The following is a 15,785-nucleotide window of genomic DNA, read 5'->3' as shown; positions in this document are numbered from 1 at the left end:
GGCGAAATCTAGGATTTCGAGGGCGTTCGGACACCGGCTATCAGAATGTCGACCAGCCGTCTGGCAGCCTGCAGGCCGTCGGATCCCGCGCCGAATTTAGCCGCACCCGCAAGCGCGAACATCAGGTCGCGGGGATCGAGATCTCGGCGAACGTCCCCACTTTCAACGGCTCGCTCAATCAGCCCTGAAATTGCTTGCTGCATCTGCGTCACGGATGCCGATTGGAGGTCGGACATTCCGCTGAGCACAGGTTGGAGCAGCTCGTGCATTCCGTGTTTGGTGGTGATGTAGTCGACGAACAGCAAAAGCCATGAGCGCAGTGCCTCGACAGGCGCGTGCTCCTTCACGAGACGGTCCGCTGCCGCAACAAGTTGCTCGGTCTCGTTGCGGTATATCGCTGCGACCAGCGCATCGCGGTTGGGGAAGTGACGGTAGAGGGTCCCGGCGCCGACACCGGCGCGGCGCGCTATCTCGTCGAGGCTGGCATTCGAGCCTTTTTCCGCGAAGACCACCTTGGCGACAGAAAGCAGCCGGATGCGGTTGCGCTCGGCATCTGCTCTCGGCTTCCGGGGGGCGGAGGGTTCGCTCTGACGAACCATTGAAAAAATCCTTGCTATGCGGAGGATATCTCCGTATATAACCGGAGAACATCTCCTCTTACGATAAGCCGCGACGGCCAGCAAGAGTTTGCTGAATTGGCAACACGCCTGGGAAACCAGCGTGGGGTCGACGCCTAAATGCTCCGTGGCGCAGCTGGAAAGCATCCCGCCTCCAGAGAGGCGCACGTTCGACTGACAACATCCGAGGTCAGACCATGTCCCTGGAAATTCCGCTACACACCGATGTCATTGGGCGATCCCTTCAACGACCGATCGAAAATGCCGATTGGCTTTGGGATGACCTGGATGCCCTGCGTCCGGGAGACCCTCTGGCGCAGCTTGGGACTTGGATCGACCAGGTGGCTGAGGATGTTCGAAGCGATGGCTGCGAATTCGCCGGCAGCGTCATTGGACCGGGCAAGCACGACCGTTCCATCAACAGGATGGTCGGGAAAGACCCAAAAACCTATCGCGACGGGTTGGCTGAACTTTGCGCGCGTGCGGGGCTTTTGCGACCCGATACTGCCGCGGAGTTGCTGATCCTGATGGGCGAGGGCGCGAAGGCAAGCCGCCAAAGCGGGGAACCCGAGGGGCTGAGCGTCCGATTCAAGCAAGCGGCCGAGGCAATAGTTGTCGCTTTCGGCCCGGGCTCTGTCCGGTAGAGCAGGAACCAGCTAGAAACAGCGGGAATTCAGTCTTTCGATAACAAAATGCTCCACTCCCTTTTGGCCGGCACCTCAACCCAGGCCATCCTCGCTATCGTTCTCATCGCCCTGATCGCCGGTCTGGCGCGCGGCTTTTCGGGCTTTGGCGCGGCGCTGATCTTTGTCCCGATGGCCAGCGCGGTGATCGGCCCCAAGGTGGCGGCGCCGCTGCTTCTGGTGGTGGATGGGGTGATGACGGTGGGGTTCGTTCCCGGCGCGTGGCGGCTGGCGGACAAAACCAATGTCTTCGTCATGGCGCTGGGCGCGCTCGTCGGCGTGCCGCTCGGCACCTATGCACTGGCGCATCTCGACCCGCTCGTCATCCGCTGGTCGATCATCGCCATCGTTGTGTTGCTTCTTCTCCTTTTGATGTCGGGCTGGCGTTACCATGGTCGTCCGAGAGCTCCGCTCACCGTGGCGGTCGGGGCGATCTCCGGCGTCTTCTCGGGCGCGGCGCAGGTCGGCGGCCCGCCGGTCGTGGCCTACTGGCTGGGCGGCGCTTTTGCGGGCAATACGGTTCGGGCCAACATCATTCTCTATTTTGCGATTTCCTCGGCGATCACCGCGGTCAGCTATCTCTGGGGCGGCCTCATCACAGCGCCGATCGCCGCGCTCGCTGTCATTGCGGCGCCTGCCTACGGGCTGGGGCTGTGGCTCGGCGCGCATATGTTCGGCATAGCCAGCGAACAGACCTTCCGCCGGCTGTGCTTCGGGCTGATCGCACTTTCGGCGCTGATCAGCCTGCCGCTGCTGGACGGCCTGCTGCGTTAGGCGGGATTGGCTGCTGTCGTGCGGCCCCGACTGATCCGGATCAGGACAATCACACACTGCTTGCGGCATGCGCGCGATGGGTTCCCTTGCCTGCTGCCTTGGCGGCATAAAGAGCCATGTCGGCATTGCCGATCAAGGAGGCCGGGGTGTCGCCGTCGGCGGGCGCGGTGACGCTGCCGATGCTGGTGCCGATGCGCACGAGTTCGCCGACATCGATATCGAAGGGGCGGGCAACGGCGCCGATGATCCTATCCGCCAGGGAGGCTGCCTCCACAGCGCCTGCTCTCGGCAGGAGTATCACGAATTCATCGCCGCCGAGCCGGCAGACGCTGTCGCCTTCCCGAACCGTGCGAGCGAGGCGCTGCGTGACGGCCTTCAACAGGAAGTCGCCGGCGGCGTGGCCACGGATATCGTTGACCGCCTTGAAGCCGTCGAGGTCGATGTAAAGCAGACTGAACCCGCTCGCCTTTTCTCCTCGGCCGATCGCCGCGCACAGCCTGTCGAGCTCGTCGTCGAGAAACATTCGATTGGGCAGCCCCGTCAGCACATCCGTCATCGCGAGCTGGCGATTGAGGTATTCGGCGCGGATCATGCGTATGGTGATGTCGTAGTTCTGAGCCATCATCGCGATCATGGCGGCGGTGTAGAAGGGCATGAAGAAGCTGACGACGAACATCCCGGCGGTGGGCGAGGTCAGCGCGGCGACGACATAGGGCAGCGCCACCAGGCACATCAAAAGTACCGCCTGTCGCGGGGTCACCGCGTTTCGCGAGGCGACCGTGCCGATACCGCCCATCGCCAATATGCTGGCCAGCGCGATCAGGGTGGTGTTCCCACTCATGATGCAGAGATAGGCGCCGATACCGAAGGTGGCGGCCCATGCCATGGCAACCAGCATGAGCACATACATCGCCTTTTCGGGGTCGAGATCTGGCTTTCGTTCGACCGCAGTGACGATGCCGATGCGGGCGACAAAGATGGCAAACTCGGCCGCCATCCAGAAATAGGCCCAGGTCTGCCCTGTAAGCGCGATGACGGCGGTGCCCGCCGAAAGGACGCAGATCAGCGAGATCACGTAAGCGGCCTTGCGCATGAACGTGATCTGCACCAGGCGGCGTCTGACTTCAGGCGGGTCTGGCGTGCCCGTCGAGCTCAGCCAAAGCAGGGCCCGAGAGACAAGGCCCTCGAAACTCCCCGGGACGTTACTTGTATTGCCGGTAAGCAATGCGAAGCCCGAATCCAGAAGTATCCCCTTACTTAGGGAACATCTAATACAAGCTCGCGGGTCTTCGCAATTCGGGATTGCGCGGTTTGTGGCGCGTTACTTCACGTGTCAGTCGAAAAGGCTGGAGACCGATTCTTCCGTCGCGGTGCGCGAGATCGCCTCGCCCATCAGGTCGCCGATCGAGATGACGCGAATGTTGTGCGCATCGATGACGGCCTGGGTCGGCTGGATGGAATCGGTGATCACCAGTTCCTGCAATTGCGAGCCGGAGATGCGGGCTGCCGCACCGCCCGACAACACGCCATGGGTGATGTAGGCGGTGACGCTGGTGGCGCCATTGGCGAGCAGTGCGTCGGCCGCATTGCACAGCGTGCCGCCGGAATCGACAATGTCGTCGATGAGCAGGCAGTCCTTGCCGCGCACGTCGCCGATGACGTTCATGACTTCCGATTCACCCGGCCGTTCGCGCCGCTTGTCGACGATGGCGAGCTGGGCGTCGATGCGCTTGGCGAGCGCGCGGGCGCGAACCACGCCGCCGACGTCGGGCGACACCACCATGACGTTGCCGAGCTGCTTGTACTTGGCCTTGACGTCGCGGGCCATGACCGGGACCGCGAAGAGGTTGTCGGTTGGGATGTCGAAGAAGCCCTGGATCTGGCCGGCGTGCAGGTCGAGCGTCAAAACGCGGTCGGCGCCGGCGCGGGCGATCATGTTGGCGACCAGCTTGGCCGAGATCGGCGTGCGGCCCGAGGCGCGGCGATCCTGGCGCGCATAGCCGAAATAGGGAAGCACCGCCGTGATGCGCTTGGCCGACGAGCGCATGAAGGCGTCGATCATGATGAGAAGTTCCATCAGATGATCGTTGGTCGGATAGGACGTCGACTGCAGGATGAAGACATCCTCGCCGCGCACGTTTTCCTGGATCTCGACGAAAATCTCCTGGTCGGCGAAGCGCCTGACGCTGGCTTTTCCCAACGGAATGTTGAGATAGCGGGCGACGCCTTCGGCCAGCACCCTGTTGGAATTGCCCGCGAAGAGTTTCATGCACCGTACCTGGTGGTGGAGTTTATGGGGCTTTTAACGGCCCTCGCCGGTATTGCAAGCGTCGTATTGGCGAATCCGCAGCTGAATCCCAACAAAGGCTTAACCCTGGGGAAAGGCGCGTGGCACGAAGCCGGCTAGGATCCGCCGGGGCGGCCGGCGAGCCAATTGGTCAATTGCGCGATGGTCTGGTCGGCGATCGCCTGCATCGTGGCTGGCTGGACGGCGGCCCATCCCTCGGCGCCCTTGGCCGAAGGCGCCTTCTGCTGGCCGTTGATCCGGTGGAGCCGGTTGCCGGCCGGGTCGTAGACGTCCCAGACATAGATGACGGTGGTGTCCTTGCCCTCGGTGATGGTCGAGAAATAGCCCTTGAGCACGTGCGTCGCGGTCTGGTTGGCGCTGCCGGCCAGCGTGATGCCGCTTTCCTTGGCGCGGGCCGCCAGACGCTGGGTGAGCGGCGTGGCCGCCTCGACGGAGGCGCCGACGATCGGGGCGATCTGCAGGCGCATCTTGCCGAGCACCGCAGCGGTCTGCGCCGGCGATACTGTGGGCGTCGTGCCGGCGGTTGCAGGCACGCCGGGTTGCGGCGCGGTTATTCCCGTCGCCGATGTTGCGGGAGCCGGCGAGGTGGGTGTCGCCGCGGCCTGGCCTTGGGCGGGGGGCTGGGCGCCCGGCGCGGCCTTGCCGGGCTGCAGCGTGTCGTTGGCGCTGTTGCAGGCCGACAGGATCAACGCCGCGAGCAACGACGCGGTGGTCAGGCACGATCGCCTCATCGGCAGACGGACTCCTCGGTGACGTATGAACGGCCCTGTCGCCCTTCCCGGCATCGATTCACCGCACGATCAAGTCGAGATCATGGCGCGAAAGCGGCTTCGGCTGGGATTCGGTGGTGAGGTAGGTCCGGCCCAGCGTCATCGCGGTCTCGGTTTCCGAATCCATGATGATCATGTGCGCGAATAGCGTCATATTTGGCGCGATCGGTTCGGGATTGCCCTGGTAGAACAAGGGCATATCCATCCAGGACGGCGTGAAGCGAGCTCCGACCGAATAGCCGCAGGCGTTGAGCCTGTGCCGCGTCAGGCCGTGCGCTTCCAGCGTGCGGGCATGCGCGTCGAAGACGTCGCCGAAACTGTTGCCGGGTGTCATCGCCTTTTCGACGGCGAGGAGCGCGGCGCGCGACGCGTCGAACAATTCTTGATGGCGCTTGGAGACCTTGCCAGTCAGGATCGTGCGCATCATCGGCGCGTGATAATGATGGAACACGCCGGCCCATTCGAGCGTGAGCTGGTCGTTCTTCGTGAGCTTGCGGCGCCCGGCCTTGTAGCGGCACAGCAGCGCGTCCGGCCCGGAACCGATGATGAATTCGTTGGCGGGGTAGTCGCCGCCACCTGAAAACACTGCGCCCTGCATGGCGGCCAGGATCTGCGCCTCGTCGCCACCCTGCTTGATCAGCGGCAGCGCCGCATCCAGCGCGTCGTCGGCCAGGGCGGCCGCCTTTTCGGCTTTGGCGATCTCGGCCGGGCTCTTGAACAGGCGCAGCCGCCCGACAACGCCGGAAGCGTCGGCGATCTGGCCAAAGGTCTGCAACTGCTCGTCGAGGCGGCGGCCGTTGTAAGCGGTCAGGCCATGCGTGTCGTATTCGACGCCGATGCGGGCGCCGAGCAGGTCCAGATTGTTGAGAAGGTTGCGCAGGTCGATCGCCGGGTTGGCGTCGGCGCGATCGGTCCACACCACGATGTCCTCGATGGTGGAGGTGTGCCGCGCCTGCCTGAGGTCGGCGGAGCGGGTCAGAAGCACCATCGAGCCGTCCGCCTTCACTACTAGGCACTGGAAAAAGCAGAAGCCGAACGTGTCATAGCCGGTCAGCCAGTACATGCTCTCCTGCGCGAACAGGAGCACGGCGTCGAGCTTCTTCTCGGCCATCTCGATCATCAGCCGGTCGCGGCGCGCGTCGAATTCGGAGCGTTCGAAATGCAGCGCCATCAGCCGTGGTCCTCCAAGACGATCGCCGACAGCTGACGTCCGTAGTCCGGCTCATTGCGGTGGACGGTGCGGCGATAGGAAAAGAAAAGGTCTTCTTCCGCGTAGGTGCAGCGATCGAGGCCATGCGCGGTCACACCGGCCTGGACGAGCCGATCGATCGTGTATCGGTTGAGGTCGAACAGTGCATGGCCGGCCTTGCCGGACGGCGCGAAATAGCGCGCATTGTCGGCGGACGCCTCGACGAAGCGGGCAATGAATTCGGGACCGACTTCGTAATTTCTCGGGCTGATCGACGGGCCAAGCACCGCGACGATGTTTTCGCGCCTGGCGCCCAGGCCTTCCATGGCCGCGATGGTGTTTTCGAGCACGCCGGTGAAAGCACCCTTCCAGCCGGCATGGGCGGCACCAACCACGCGGGCAGCGCCATCAGCGAACAGGACAGGCCCACAGTCGGCCGTGGTGGCGGCAATGGCGATGCCCGGGCGGTCGGTGACAATGGCGTCGACCTTCGGCCGTTCGCCTGCGAACGGCTCGCGCGCGACAACCACATCGGGCGAATGGACCTGGTAGGCGCTGAGCAGATGGCTCGGGGCCACGCCCATCCAATCGGCGACACGGCGGCGGTTCTCGCGCACCAATTCCGGATCATCCTGGGAGCCGGCGCCGATGTTGAGGCCGCGATAGATGCCACCCGATACGCCACCGACCCGCGTGAAATAGCCGTGGCGGATGCCTTGCGCCGCCGCCTTTTCGAGCATCGGTGACCGGAGCGGGTCCGGGATCATTTTGTCCAGCATGCGTGCTTTGTCTTCGCCAGGGCAGGATTCGTCAAGACGCCGCGGTCGACGGTTCGAAGCGCGGACAGTGGGGCAGGGCGGGGGACGAAGTCAATCGCGATCGGTGGCGCGATTGCCGCAAGGCTCAACGTAGCGTGGTCACCCAATATGCGAAATGATCCATCATGAAAGGGATTCGTGGTGGATCGTCCACGGCTGCCGCCAACTCCCACAAGCGGTGCGCTCCGGTGAGCACCTCGATGCGTTCGCGCCGAAGCACGCGCCCTGACAAGGCTTCGTAGTTGGTGACGATGCGCTCGGTCAGGTCGGTGGAAATGAAGTTCGAATAGACAAAATCGCGGTGCAGCGAGCCGAAGCCGGAATCGGCGAAGTCATAGACGCCGCTGAGGCGGCTGGTTTCCTGATCGAAAGCCAAATTCCAGCCATGGCCATCAAAGAAGCCGTAGGTGATCCCGCAGGGATCCGGCGGAAGGTCGGCCCACGACGCAATGATCCGCTCGGCATGGGCTTTCAATTCGCCCGACAGAAGCGGCGGCGCCCTTTCGCGGACTTCGTCGGGCTCCATCCAGGCTTCGACGGGTGTTGCACCGGCGGCCTTCATTTTCTCCATGTCGAGGCCATGCAGGTCGACGTAAAAACGCGCGAGCTGTTTTGCCAGATCATCACGCGCGGGCTCAGACAGGCGCGCATAATACGGCGTTTCCAGATAGTCACCTTTCAGCTTGGCATGATGCGAGAAGATCGGTGGTCCGTCGACCAGGCGGATATCCGGAACCGGCATGGCGATGGCAGGACGGATGACGGACAGGAGGCTGACCTCCCGCACCAGCGATTGCCTGGCGGTCTCGTGGCGTGGGAACTTGAAGATCAGCCGATCATCGACATCCACCGCGACCGAATCGAACCCGTTGGTCAGCAGGCTGAATCGAGCCTCGGCCAGATCGGGGAAGTGGGCGAGGATGGTCGCCTTCAGCGTATCGAGTTCGGTTTCCTGCATCGTTGGCGGTCTTATTCCGGTTGATCGACCTGGCTGTGGAACACCGGCAGGACGATGTCTTCATGCGCGATTGCCAGCACCTTGAACAGCTCGCCCATCGCCTGTGGGCCGGCGAGGCGTTCGACCTCGCCCGACAGGCGCTCGCGCGTGGTGTTGTCGGCATTGGCGCCGAGGCTGCCGGCGCGCTCCAGCAGACCCATGCTGAGCAGGAAGGCGCCTTGCGTGGTGAAATCGGAATGTAGGCCGGCCGCGCGTGTCGAGACGGCAAGGGCTGCGAAATCGACATGCGAGGTTAGATCGGCTTCGCCTGGGCTCTCCAGCACATCCTCGTGATCGTGGCGGCGCAGTGCTTGCAGCGTGTCGCCGACCCCTGGCTGCAGATGACCGTAGTCGAAGAACAGGCCGGCGCCGCCATGTTCGGCGATGCGCTCGGCAATCGTCTGCATCAGTGCCGAGCGGGCCGGGGCGATCTCGACAATGGCGCCGGCTGGCGCGGTGTCCGCGTCGGGCGGCAGCAGCGAAGGATCGAGCGAGGCAGCACCCGCGTAAAAGCCGAGTTCGCCATTCGCGTCGAGGCCCACCATGCGCTCGCGCCAGCCGTCGGCGGTCCGCACGAATTGCCGGATCGGAATGGCATCGAAGAGTTCGTTGCCGACGATCAACAGCGGCGTTTCGGGCAGAGACGCGACCGTCTCGTGCCATTCCACGGCATCAGATACGCCGGCCAGCGTCGCCTTCTGCACGTCGCGCAGCCGCGGGCTGGTCTCGATCAGCGCGACGGACGCTGAGCGGGCAAAATCCGCATCGAGGCGCGTCAGCGTGCGCAGCATGTCTTTCATCAAGGTGCCGCGTCCCGGCCCGATTTCGGCCAGCGTCACCGGCATCGGCGCGCCGGCGGCCTGCCAGGTCTGGTAGAGCCAGACGGCGACCAGTTCGCCGAACATCTGGCTGACCTCGGGCGCGGTGATGAAGTCGCCGCCGGCGCCGAAGGGCTCGCGCGTGGTGTAATAACCCGCTTCGGGGTCGAACAGGCAAAGCGCCATGTATTCGCTGACCGGAATAGGGCCGACCGTTCCGATCAGTTCGACAATGCGGCGCTTCAGCCGGGTCATGCCGGCTGTGTGTGCGTGACCGGCCTGGCCGTGGCCATGCACCAGATGCCGATCAGCACCATCGGCACGGACAGGACCATGCCCATGGTCAGCCAGCCGCCGAACAGATAGCCAAGCTGACGGTCCGGCTCGCGGAAGAATTCAACGAAGATGCGCGACAGGCCATAGCCGGTAACGAATGCGCCGGAGACGAAGCGGGGCGTCATCAGCTTCAATCGGGAATGGGTGAGGAAGCGCAACAGCAGAAAGAGCACGAGGCCTTCGAGCAATGCCTCGTAGATTTGGCTGGGGTGGCGCGGGAACGGCCCGCCGGTCGGGAATTCAACCGCCCACGGCACGTCGGAGAGCCGGCCCCAGAGCTCGGAATTGATGAAGTTGGCAAGCCGGCCGAGGCCGAGGCCGACAGGAACGCCGGCAGCCACCACGTCGAACAGCGACCAGACATGGATGCCGCGCGACCGCGCGAAAAAGAGCATCGCCAGGATGGTTCCGGTGATGCCGCCATGGAAGGACATGCCGCCATCCTGGAGGTAGAAAATCTCGATCGGATTGGCGAGATAACGCGGCAAATTGTAGAAAAGCACGTAGCCCAGACGCCCGCCGACGACGATGCCGACGGCGGCCCAGACAACGAAATCGTCGATGTCGATGGGCTTCATGGGCAGTCTGCCTTCAGGCCAAAGGCGGGTGTTGGTGATAAGGCGCTTCGCATACCACCAGGCAAACAGTATGCCCACGACATAGGCGACACCGTACCAGTGCACCTTCAGCGGGCCGTAGCCGAAAAACGGCCCGATCTGGAAGATGACCGGATCTATGTTCGGAAAGGACAGGGCGGCAAGCGGCAGCAGGTCGCTCAAGAAAATCTCCCATGCGGGTCGCGTTCGGGCGCGGACCATGGGGCAGGCTTTTGGCAGGGTCAAGGCGGAGCAACCTTGCATTCTGGCAAGGGGCTCATTAGGTCAAAGCAGACAACAGGGGTTTTGCCATGTCGACCGGACCGAACCGCATCCTCGATGAATTCGCCAAGCTGGTCACCGACGCGGCCGGCGCCGCGCAGGGCGTGCGCCGCGAGGTGGAAACCGCCTTCCGCGCGCAGGCGGAACGGCTCCTGAATTCCATGGAGATCGTGCAGCGCGAAGAGTTCGACGCTGTCCGCGACATGGCCGCCAAGGCGCGCGAAGAGAACGCCAAACTGGCGGCGCGGATCGAGGCACTCGAGGCCCAACTGGCGGGTTCCGCTGGCGACAAGGCCGAAAAGCCGGCTTCGACGACAAGCGCCAAGCCGCGCGCAAAAAAATAATCGTTAAATCTTTCCACAACCCGCCGCCTGAAAAAGCGCTTTGTCGTGAATCGCTTACAGGGCGCGTGTGACTCTTTGTGACTCTCGCTGTCCACATGCGAATGGCCCGTCCCAAAAAATTGGGCTGGTCACGCGACTCCCGATCAATAGACTGAATTTGCTGCATGATTCGGAACGGGTCATGCGCCGGGCGGTGGGGTCCGGTCATGGAGTGTTGCGTCGAGCAGTCCAGGCCGTCCGAGTTCTAGAAATTTGTTCGTTGTGCGTGCCTCCCCCGCGGAGCGTGCGGTGGCGCTCCCAGAACGACAGGAAGCATTCCATGGAACTCCTTGAGCTCGAATTTTCCCGCGAGATCCATCCGGTCGACGTGATCGAACAGGTGGCGCACAACAACGACTGGTCTTTCGAACGCGCCGGCGACGATGAGATTTCGATCTCCGTGACCGGAACCTGGACCGACTATCATGTCTCCTTCTCCTGGATGGAGGACTTCGAGGCGCTGCACCTGGCCTGTGCCTTCGACATCAAGGTGCCTGAAAACCGCACGCTGGAAGTGATGCGACTGTTGTCGCTGATCAACGAGCAGATGCTGTTCGGCCATTTCGACCTGTGGGAACAGGAGGGCGCGATCATGTTCCGCCAGTCGCTGTTGCTCGCCGGTGGTGTCGAGCCGTCCAGCCAGCAGGTCGAGGTGTTGTTGTCCTCTGCGCTTGAAGCCTGCGAATGCTATTTCCAGGCGTTCCAGTTTGTCGTCTGGTCCGGCACCTCGGCCAAGGACGCGCTGTCGAGCGTGCTTTTCGAAACGCACGGAAACGCCTGACCCGCCATGACTGCCAGAAGCGAGCGCAAGCCGGACATCACCTTCGCCGATTTCGACCGTGTCGACATCCGTGCCGGCACCGTTATCGAGGCGGAGCCCTTTCCGGAGGCGCGCAAGCCGGCGATCAAGCTGAAGATCGATTTCGGGCCGGAGATCGGCGTGAAGAAATCGTCGGCGCAGATCACCAAATATTATACGCCGGAGACCGTGATCGGCCGTCAGGTGTTCGCGGTGGTGAATTTCCCGCCGCGCCAGATCGGCAAATTCATGTCGGAGGTGCTGACCCTGGGCTTCCCGGACGCCGATGGCGATGTCGTGCTTGGCGCGATCGAGCGCAAGGTGCCCGACGGCGGCCGGCTCTACTAGTCATAGAAGCCGGCTCAGGCGGCGAGCTTCTCGCGCCGTCCCAAAGCATCGTTCACCGTGTCCATGAACATGTCCGCGCAGGCCTTCCAGCTGTAGCGCAAGGCGCGCTCGCGGGCTTCCGTGCGGCTGACTTCGAGGGCGCCGAGCGCGGCCTCGCGCAAATCTTCCGATACCTTGCCGCCGATGCCGTCGCCGATGATGTCGATCGGCCCCGTCACCGGATAGGCGGCAACAGGCGTGCCGCTGGCCAGCGCCTCGATGATGACGTTGCCGAACGTGTCGGTGCGGCTTGGAAACACGAAGACGTCGGCGGAGGCGTAGAGTTCGGCCAGCTCGCCGCTGGGGCGATGGCCGAGGAAATGCACGCCGGGATAGCGTGCCGAGAGCTTGGCGCGCTCTGGCCCATCACCGACGACCACCTTGCTTCCAGGCAAATCGAGATCGAGGAAGGCCGGCAGGTTCTTTTCGATGGCGACCCGGCCGACCGAGAGAAAAATAGGCCGCGGAAAGGCAAGCTCGCCGCGCTTGGTCGGCCGGAAATGCTCGATGTCGACGCCACGGGTCCAGGGCTTCAGCTTGTTGAAGCCGCGCGCGGCGAGGTCATCGGCCAGCGACTGGGTGGCGACGAGTGTGCCTTGGCCGGAATTGTGGAAGTCGCGTAGCCAGCCATAGGCCCAGCTTTCGGGCACGGGCAGGCGGGCGCTGAGATATTCCGGGAAGCGCGTGTGATAGCTGGTGGTGAAAGGCCGGCCATTTGCTCGGCAATAGCGCCGCGCCATCATGCCCAGCGGCCCCTCGGTGACGATGTGGATATGGTCGGCCTTGGTCTCGGCGATCAGTCGCGCGACATGGCGCGGTGTGGTCAGGGCCAGTCTGATGTCCGGGTAGGTCGGCAGTGGCAGGGTGCGGAAGATGTTGGGTGTCAGGAATTCGGTTTCGACGCCTTGTCCCTTCAGGGTCTCGGACAGCCGCTCCAATGTGTGGACGACACCGTTGACTTGAGGGCGCCAGGCATCGGTCACCATCAGGATGCGCATGAGGCCTCGCCGCGCTGTCGCCGGATCTTGTCCGCGCGTGATCGGCGAGGGCGGCCCAACAACGGCCATTCCTCGCGCCAGCCCGGTCGGGCGGGCAGGACGCCGGGGTCCAACCGCCAGATCGAATCATGGAAAATCGCGCGTTTCATGCGCGCTCTTGACCATGTTTTCATGACGCCGCGATGAAATGTCCTAGGACGGCACCCGGATGACAGCCCGCAAGCCGCCCTGTGGACTGTCGTCCAGGGTGATGTCGCCACCATGGCTGCGAACGATGTCGCGGGCGATGGAAAGGCCGAGGCCGGTGCCGCTGGCGTCGAGGTTGCGCGCTTCGTCCAGCCGCACGAAAGGCTTGAACACTTCCTCGCGCTTGTCGGCGGGGATGCCGGGGCCGTCGTCGTCGATCGTCACCACCAGCGAGCCACGGCTGTTGACGGCCTTGATGTCGACGATCTGGCCATAACGGAAGGCGTTGCCGGCGACATTCGACAGCAGGCGTTCGAAGGCGTTCGGGCGGACATGGACAAGGCGTGGACCGCTGATGGCCGTCGTCAACTTGCGTTTGCGCAGCGTCGCCTCGTCGCGCAACTTCTGGAAATAGGTCTCCAGATCGAAATCGCCCTGGTCTTCGGAGGCCTCGCCGCGCGCGAAGGCCAGGTAGCCTTCCAGCATCGACTGCATGTCCTGGATGTCCTGGTTGAGCGCCTCGGTGTCGGCTCGCCTGCCGCCGATAAGCGCCAATTGCAACTTGAAGCGGGTCAGCACGGTGCGCAGGTCGTGGCTGACGCCGGTCAGCATCGCCGTGCGCTGCTCCATCTGGCGTTCGATGCGTTCACGCATCTGGATGAAGGCGAAACCGGCGCGCCGTACTTCCTCGGCGCCGCGCGGGCGGAAGTCGCGTGGCATCGGTCGGCCCTTGCCGAAGCTCTCGGCGGCCTCGGTCAACGCCAGGATCGGCCGGATCTGGTTGCGCAGGAAAGGAATGGCAATCAACAGCAACACCAGCGAGGTACCGACCATCCAGATCAGGAAGACGATGGTGTTGGACGCGTAAGCCTGGCTGCGGCGGACAAAGACACGCAGCACCTTGTTTTCCAGCTGGATGCGCACTTCGATGACGTTGGAATTGCCGACCGTGTCGATCCAGAATGGCCGGTTGATCTGGCGGGTGATCTCGGCCGGCAGCACGTCGTCGAGAATGGAGAAAAAGGGTTTCGGTCCCGGCGGCGGCAGCGGGTCGGGCGGCAGGAGGTCGACCTTCAGCTGCATGCGATCCTGCGCCATGCGGATGATGTTGGCGTAGTCGGCCTCGCGCGGATAGGTCTCCATCAGGTCGATCACGGCGGCGATATCGCGCACCACCGCCTGCGACAGCAACTGCGTCATCTGCTGCCAATGCCGCTCGAGGAAGACATAGGCGATGACCGACTGCAAAAGGATCATCGGCGCGATGACGATGATGAGCGAGCGGGCATAGAGCCGCTTCGGCATATAGAAGGAGACGAGGCGCCAGAACCGGCGCCAGCCGCGCGGCAAGGCGCCTAGCACGCGACCGATAGGTCCGCCTTCCGGTTTGGGTCCCTGCAATTCCGAAGTCGCCATCCACCTACCGGTTCGCGCGAAGCTGTCGCCGGTGAACCGGTCGCCAGCATCTCATTCTATTCCACGCTCAACCGATACCCAATACCCCGCACCGTCTGCAGCCAGACGGGATTGGCGGGATCGCGCTCGATCTTGCGGCGCAGGCGGTTGATCTGGACGTCGATCGTACGCTCCCCAACCTCTGAATCGTCGCCGACCAGTTCGTGCCGGGGGATGGTCTCTCCGGCGCGGGCGGCGAAGATCGCGAGGATCTCCTGTTCGCGATCGGTCAGTTTCAGCGCCTCGCCGCCACGCTTCAACTCGCGCTTGGCGATCTGGAACGTGTAAGGGCCGAACACCAGCTGCTCGACCTTCGGCGTGGTGGCCGGGCCGCCGCGGCGCAGGATGTTGTTGATGCGCAGGATCAGCTCACGCGGATCGAATGGCTTCGGCAAATAGTCGTCGGCGCCAGCCTCCAGCCCGCTGATGCGGTTGTCGGTCTCCGACAGCGCGGTCAACATCAGGATCGGCACGTTCTTGTCGGTCCGCAGCGATCGGGTCAGGTCGACGCCGCTTTCGCCGGGCATCATGATGTCGAGGACCAGGAGGTCGAAATCGAGGCCGACAAGCTTGCGACGCGCCTCGTCGGCGTTGCCGGCGACGGTGACGCGGAAGCCATTCTCGGTGAGGTACTGCTTCAGGAGGTTGCGGATGCGCGTATCGTCATCGACCACCAGCAGATGCGGTGCATCGTCATTCGGGGCCAGCGGCCTGTCAGTCCTTTCAATGTTCTCCATGATCGTCCCCTGACAGTTTCTGGATCGGGTTTCTGGGCAGAATATCAATCTGCGCCCGCAGTTCCGGATTGACCATTGCCTTCAGGAACAATTCGACCGAGGCGCGGTTTTCGACACCGGAATCTCCCAATGCCGTACTGATGCGGCGCGACTGTGGCCGTGCCAAGGCCAGCGCCAGGGCGCGGCCCTTGGTGGTTGGATAGAGCTCCCGCTGGCGGCGGTCGCGCGGGCCGGGTAACTGCACGATGTGGTCGGTGTCGATCAGCTGTTTCAGCACGCGGGCCAGGGATTGCTTGGTGATCTTGAGCACGTCCAGCAATTCGGCGACGGTGAGGCCGGGTCTGCGGTTGACGAAGTGCAGCACGCGATGGTGCGCCCGGCCGAAGCCATAATCGGTGAGGATCTCGTCGGGATCCGAGGTGAAATCCCGATAGGCGAAGAAGAAGAGCTCGATGATGCCGAAGTCGATGCCGTCCTCGTCGCTTACCGGCGTTGTGATCGGCGTTGGTCGAGCGGTCTTGCGGTCTGCCATGATGATCCCGTACCTAGCCGAAAATTATGTCAGCATTATTGACGTATTTTCCGGACGATGGTAATTTTTGATAAGCTTTAGGGCCGATTGCGAACGAAAAGGCAAGGCGAGACCGCCTTT

At 63.4% G+C, this 15,785-nt stretch carries 18 protein-coding genes; 5 read left to right on the top strand and 13 right to left on the bottom strand.

The window, feature by feature from the left end:
• Positions 1-8: 8 nt before the first annotated feature.
• Positions 9-599: a TetR/AcrR family transcriptional regulator gene (locus QFZ88_RS06910; RefSeq protein ID WP_024925416.1), complete on the bottom strand. Its 591-nt coding sequence runs from the start codon at positions 597-599 to the stop codon at positions 9-11.
• A 215-nt stretch (positions 600-814) separates the two neighbouring features.
• On the opposite strand from QFZ88_RS06910, the gene QFZ88_RS06905 reads away from it, so the two are divergent.
• Together QFZ88_RS06905 and QFZ88_RS06900 are read left to right on the top strand one after the other, a co-directional pair.
• Positions 815-1,261, top strand: a complete 447-nt coding sequence (locus tag QFZ88_RS06905) for a hypothetical protein (RefSeq protein WP_024925415.1) — start codon at positions 815-817, stop codon at positions 1,259-1,261.
• 48 nt (positions 1,262-1,309) lie between these two features.
• Positions 1,310-2,074, top strand: coding sequence for a sulfite exporter TauE/SafE family protein (locus QFZ88_RS06900; RefSeq protein WP_024925414.1), 765 nt, complete (start codon positions 1,310-1,312; stop codon positions 2,072-2,074).
• Positions 2,075-2,123: 49 nt separating this feature from the next.
• On the opposite strand, the gene QFZ88_RS06895 is transcribed toward QFZ88_RS06900, so the two are convergent.
• The 8 genes from QFZ88_RS06895 to lgt all read right to left on the bottom strand — a co-directional run bounded on the left by QFZ88_RS06895 (position 2,124) and on the right by lgt (position 10,128).
• Complete coding sequence (locus QFZ88_RS06895) at positions 2,124-3,167, bottom strand: GGDEF domain-containing protein (protein ID WP_051512044.1); 1,044 nt, start codon at positions 3,165-3,167, stop codon at positions 2,124-2,126.
• 240 nt (positions 3,168-3,407) lie between these two features.
• Positions 3,408-4,343, bottom strand: a complete 936-nt coding sequence (locus QFZ88_RS06890; RefSeq protein ID WP_024925412.1) for a ribose-phosphate pyrophosphokinase — start codon at positions 4,341-4,343, stop codon at positions 3,408-3,410.
• Positions 4,344-4,477: 134 nt separating this feature from the next.
• Positions 4,478-5,113 (bottom strand): hypothetical protein, encoded by a 636-nt coding sequence (locus QFZ88_RS06885; protein WP_024925411.1) that lies wholly within the window; start codon positions 5,111-5,113, stop codon positions 4,478-4,480.
• Positions 5,114-5,171: 58 nt separating this feature from the next.
• Positions 5,172-6,323, bottom strand: coding sequence for a M24 family metallopeptidase (locus tag QFZ88_RS06880; RefSeq protein ID WP_024925410.1), 1,152 nt, complete (start codon positions 6,321-6,323; stop codon positions 5,172-5,174).
• Positions 6,323-7,120: a peptidoglycan editing factor PgeF gene (pgeF, locus tag QFZ88_RS06875; protein WP_024925409.1), complete on the bottom strand. Its 798-nt coding sequence runs from the start codon at positions 7,118-7,120 to the stop codon at positions 6,323-6,325. Before pgeF ends, QFZ88_RS06880 begins: the two co-directional genes overlap by 1 nt.
• Positions 7,121-7,244: 124 nt before the next feature.
• A complete protein-coding gene (locus QFZ88_RS06870) occupies positions 7,245-8,117 on the bottom strand; it encodes a phosphotransferase family protein (protein WP_024925408.1) in 873 nt (290 codons plus the stop codon).
• An 11-nt stretch (positions 8,118-8,128) separates the two neighbouring features.
• A complete protein-coding gene (locus QFZ88_RS06865; protein ID WP_024925407.1) occupies positions 8,129-9,229 on the bottom strand; it encodes a class I SAM-dependent methyltransferase in 1,101 nt (366 codons plus the stop codon).
• Positions 9,226-10,128, bottom strand: coding sequence for a prolipoprotein diacylglyceryl transferase (gene lgt, locus QFZ88_RS06860; RefSeq protein ID WP_051504762.1), 903 nt, complete (start codon positions 10,126-10,128; stop codon positions 9,226-9,228). Before lgt ends, QFZ88_RS06865 begins: the two co-directional genes overlap by 4 nt.
• Before the next feature lie 89 nt (positions 10,129-10,217).
• Between lgt and QFZ88_RS06855 the strand changes: the two genes are divergently transcribed.
• The 3 genes from QFZ88_RS06855 (at position 10,218) to QFZ88_RS06845 (ending at position 11,718) form a co-directional block, all read left to right on the top strand.
• Positions 10,218-10,532 (top strand): accessory factor UbiK family protein, encoded by a 315-nt coding sequence (locus QFZ88_RS06855; RefSeq protein ID WP_024925405.1) that lies wholly within the window; start codon positions 10,218-10,220, stop codon positions 10,530-10,532.
• Between the two features lie 319 nt (positions 10,533-10,851).
• The gene (locus tag QFZ88_RS06850) at positions 10,852-11,352 is read left to right on the top strand and encodes a YbjN domain-containing protein (RefSeq protein WP_024925404.1); all 501 of its coding nucleotides are present in this window, start codon (positions 10,852-10,854) and stop codon (positions 11,350-11,352) included.
• 6 nt (positions 11,353-11,358) lie between these two features.
• Positions 11,359-11,718 (top strand): tRNA-binding protein, encoded by a 360-nt coding sequence (locus QFZ88_RS06845; protein ID WP_024925403.1) that lies wholly within the window; start codon positions 11,359-11,361, stop codon positions 11,716-11,718.
• A gap of 14 nt (positions 11,719-11,732) precedes the next feature.
• Here the strand turns inward: QFZ88_RS06845 and QFZ88_RS06840 are convergent, their stop codons facing one another.
• The 4 genes from QFZ88_RS06840 to QFZ88_RS06825 all read right to left on the bottom strand — a co-directional run bounded on the left by QFZ88_RS06840 (position 11,733) and on the right by QFZ88_RS06825 (position 15,665).
• Positions 11,733-12,755, bottom strand: a complete 1,023-nt coding sequence (locus tag QFZ88_RS06840; protein WP_024925402.1) for a glycosyltransferase family 4 protein — start codon at positions 12,753-12,755, stop codon at positions 11,733-11,735.
• A 192-nt stretch (positions 12,756-12,947) separates the two neighbouring features.
• A complete protein-coding gene (locus QFZ88_RS06835; RefSeq protein WP_024925401.1) occupies positions 12,948-14,357 on the bottom strand; it encodes an ATP-binding protein in 1,410 nt (469 codons plus the stop codon).
• A 56-nt stretch (positions 14,358-14,413) separates the two neighbouring features.
• Entirely contained in the window at positions 14,414-15,133 is a 720-nt protein-coding gene (locus QFZ88_RS06830) for a response regulator (RefSeq protein ID WP_024925400.1), read from the bottom strand.
• The gene (locus QFZ88_RS06825; protein WP_024925399.1) at positions 15,120-15,665 is read right to left on the bottom strand and encodes a MarR family winged helix-turn-helix transcriptional regulator; all 546 of its coding nucleotides are present in this window, start codon (positions 15,663-15,665) and stop codon (positions 15,120-15,122) included. Before QFZ88_RS06825 ends, QFZ88_RS06830 begins: the two co-directional genes overlap by 14 nt.
• Positions 15,666-15,785: the final 120 nt, after the last annotated feature.

It is taken from the genome of Mesorhizobium sp. YL-MeA3-2017, assembly GCF_030814575.1.
GTDB lineage: Bacteria > Pseudomonadota > Alphaproteobacteria > Rhizobiales > Rhizobiaceae > Mesorhizobium > Mesorhizobium terrae.
This window is presented reverse-complemented; position numbering and strand designations above follow the sequence as displayed.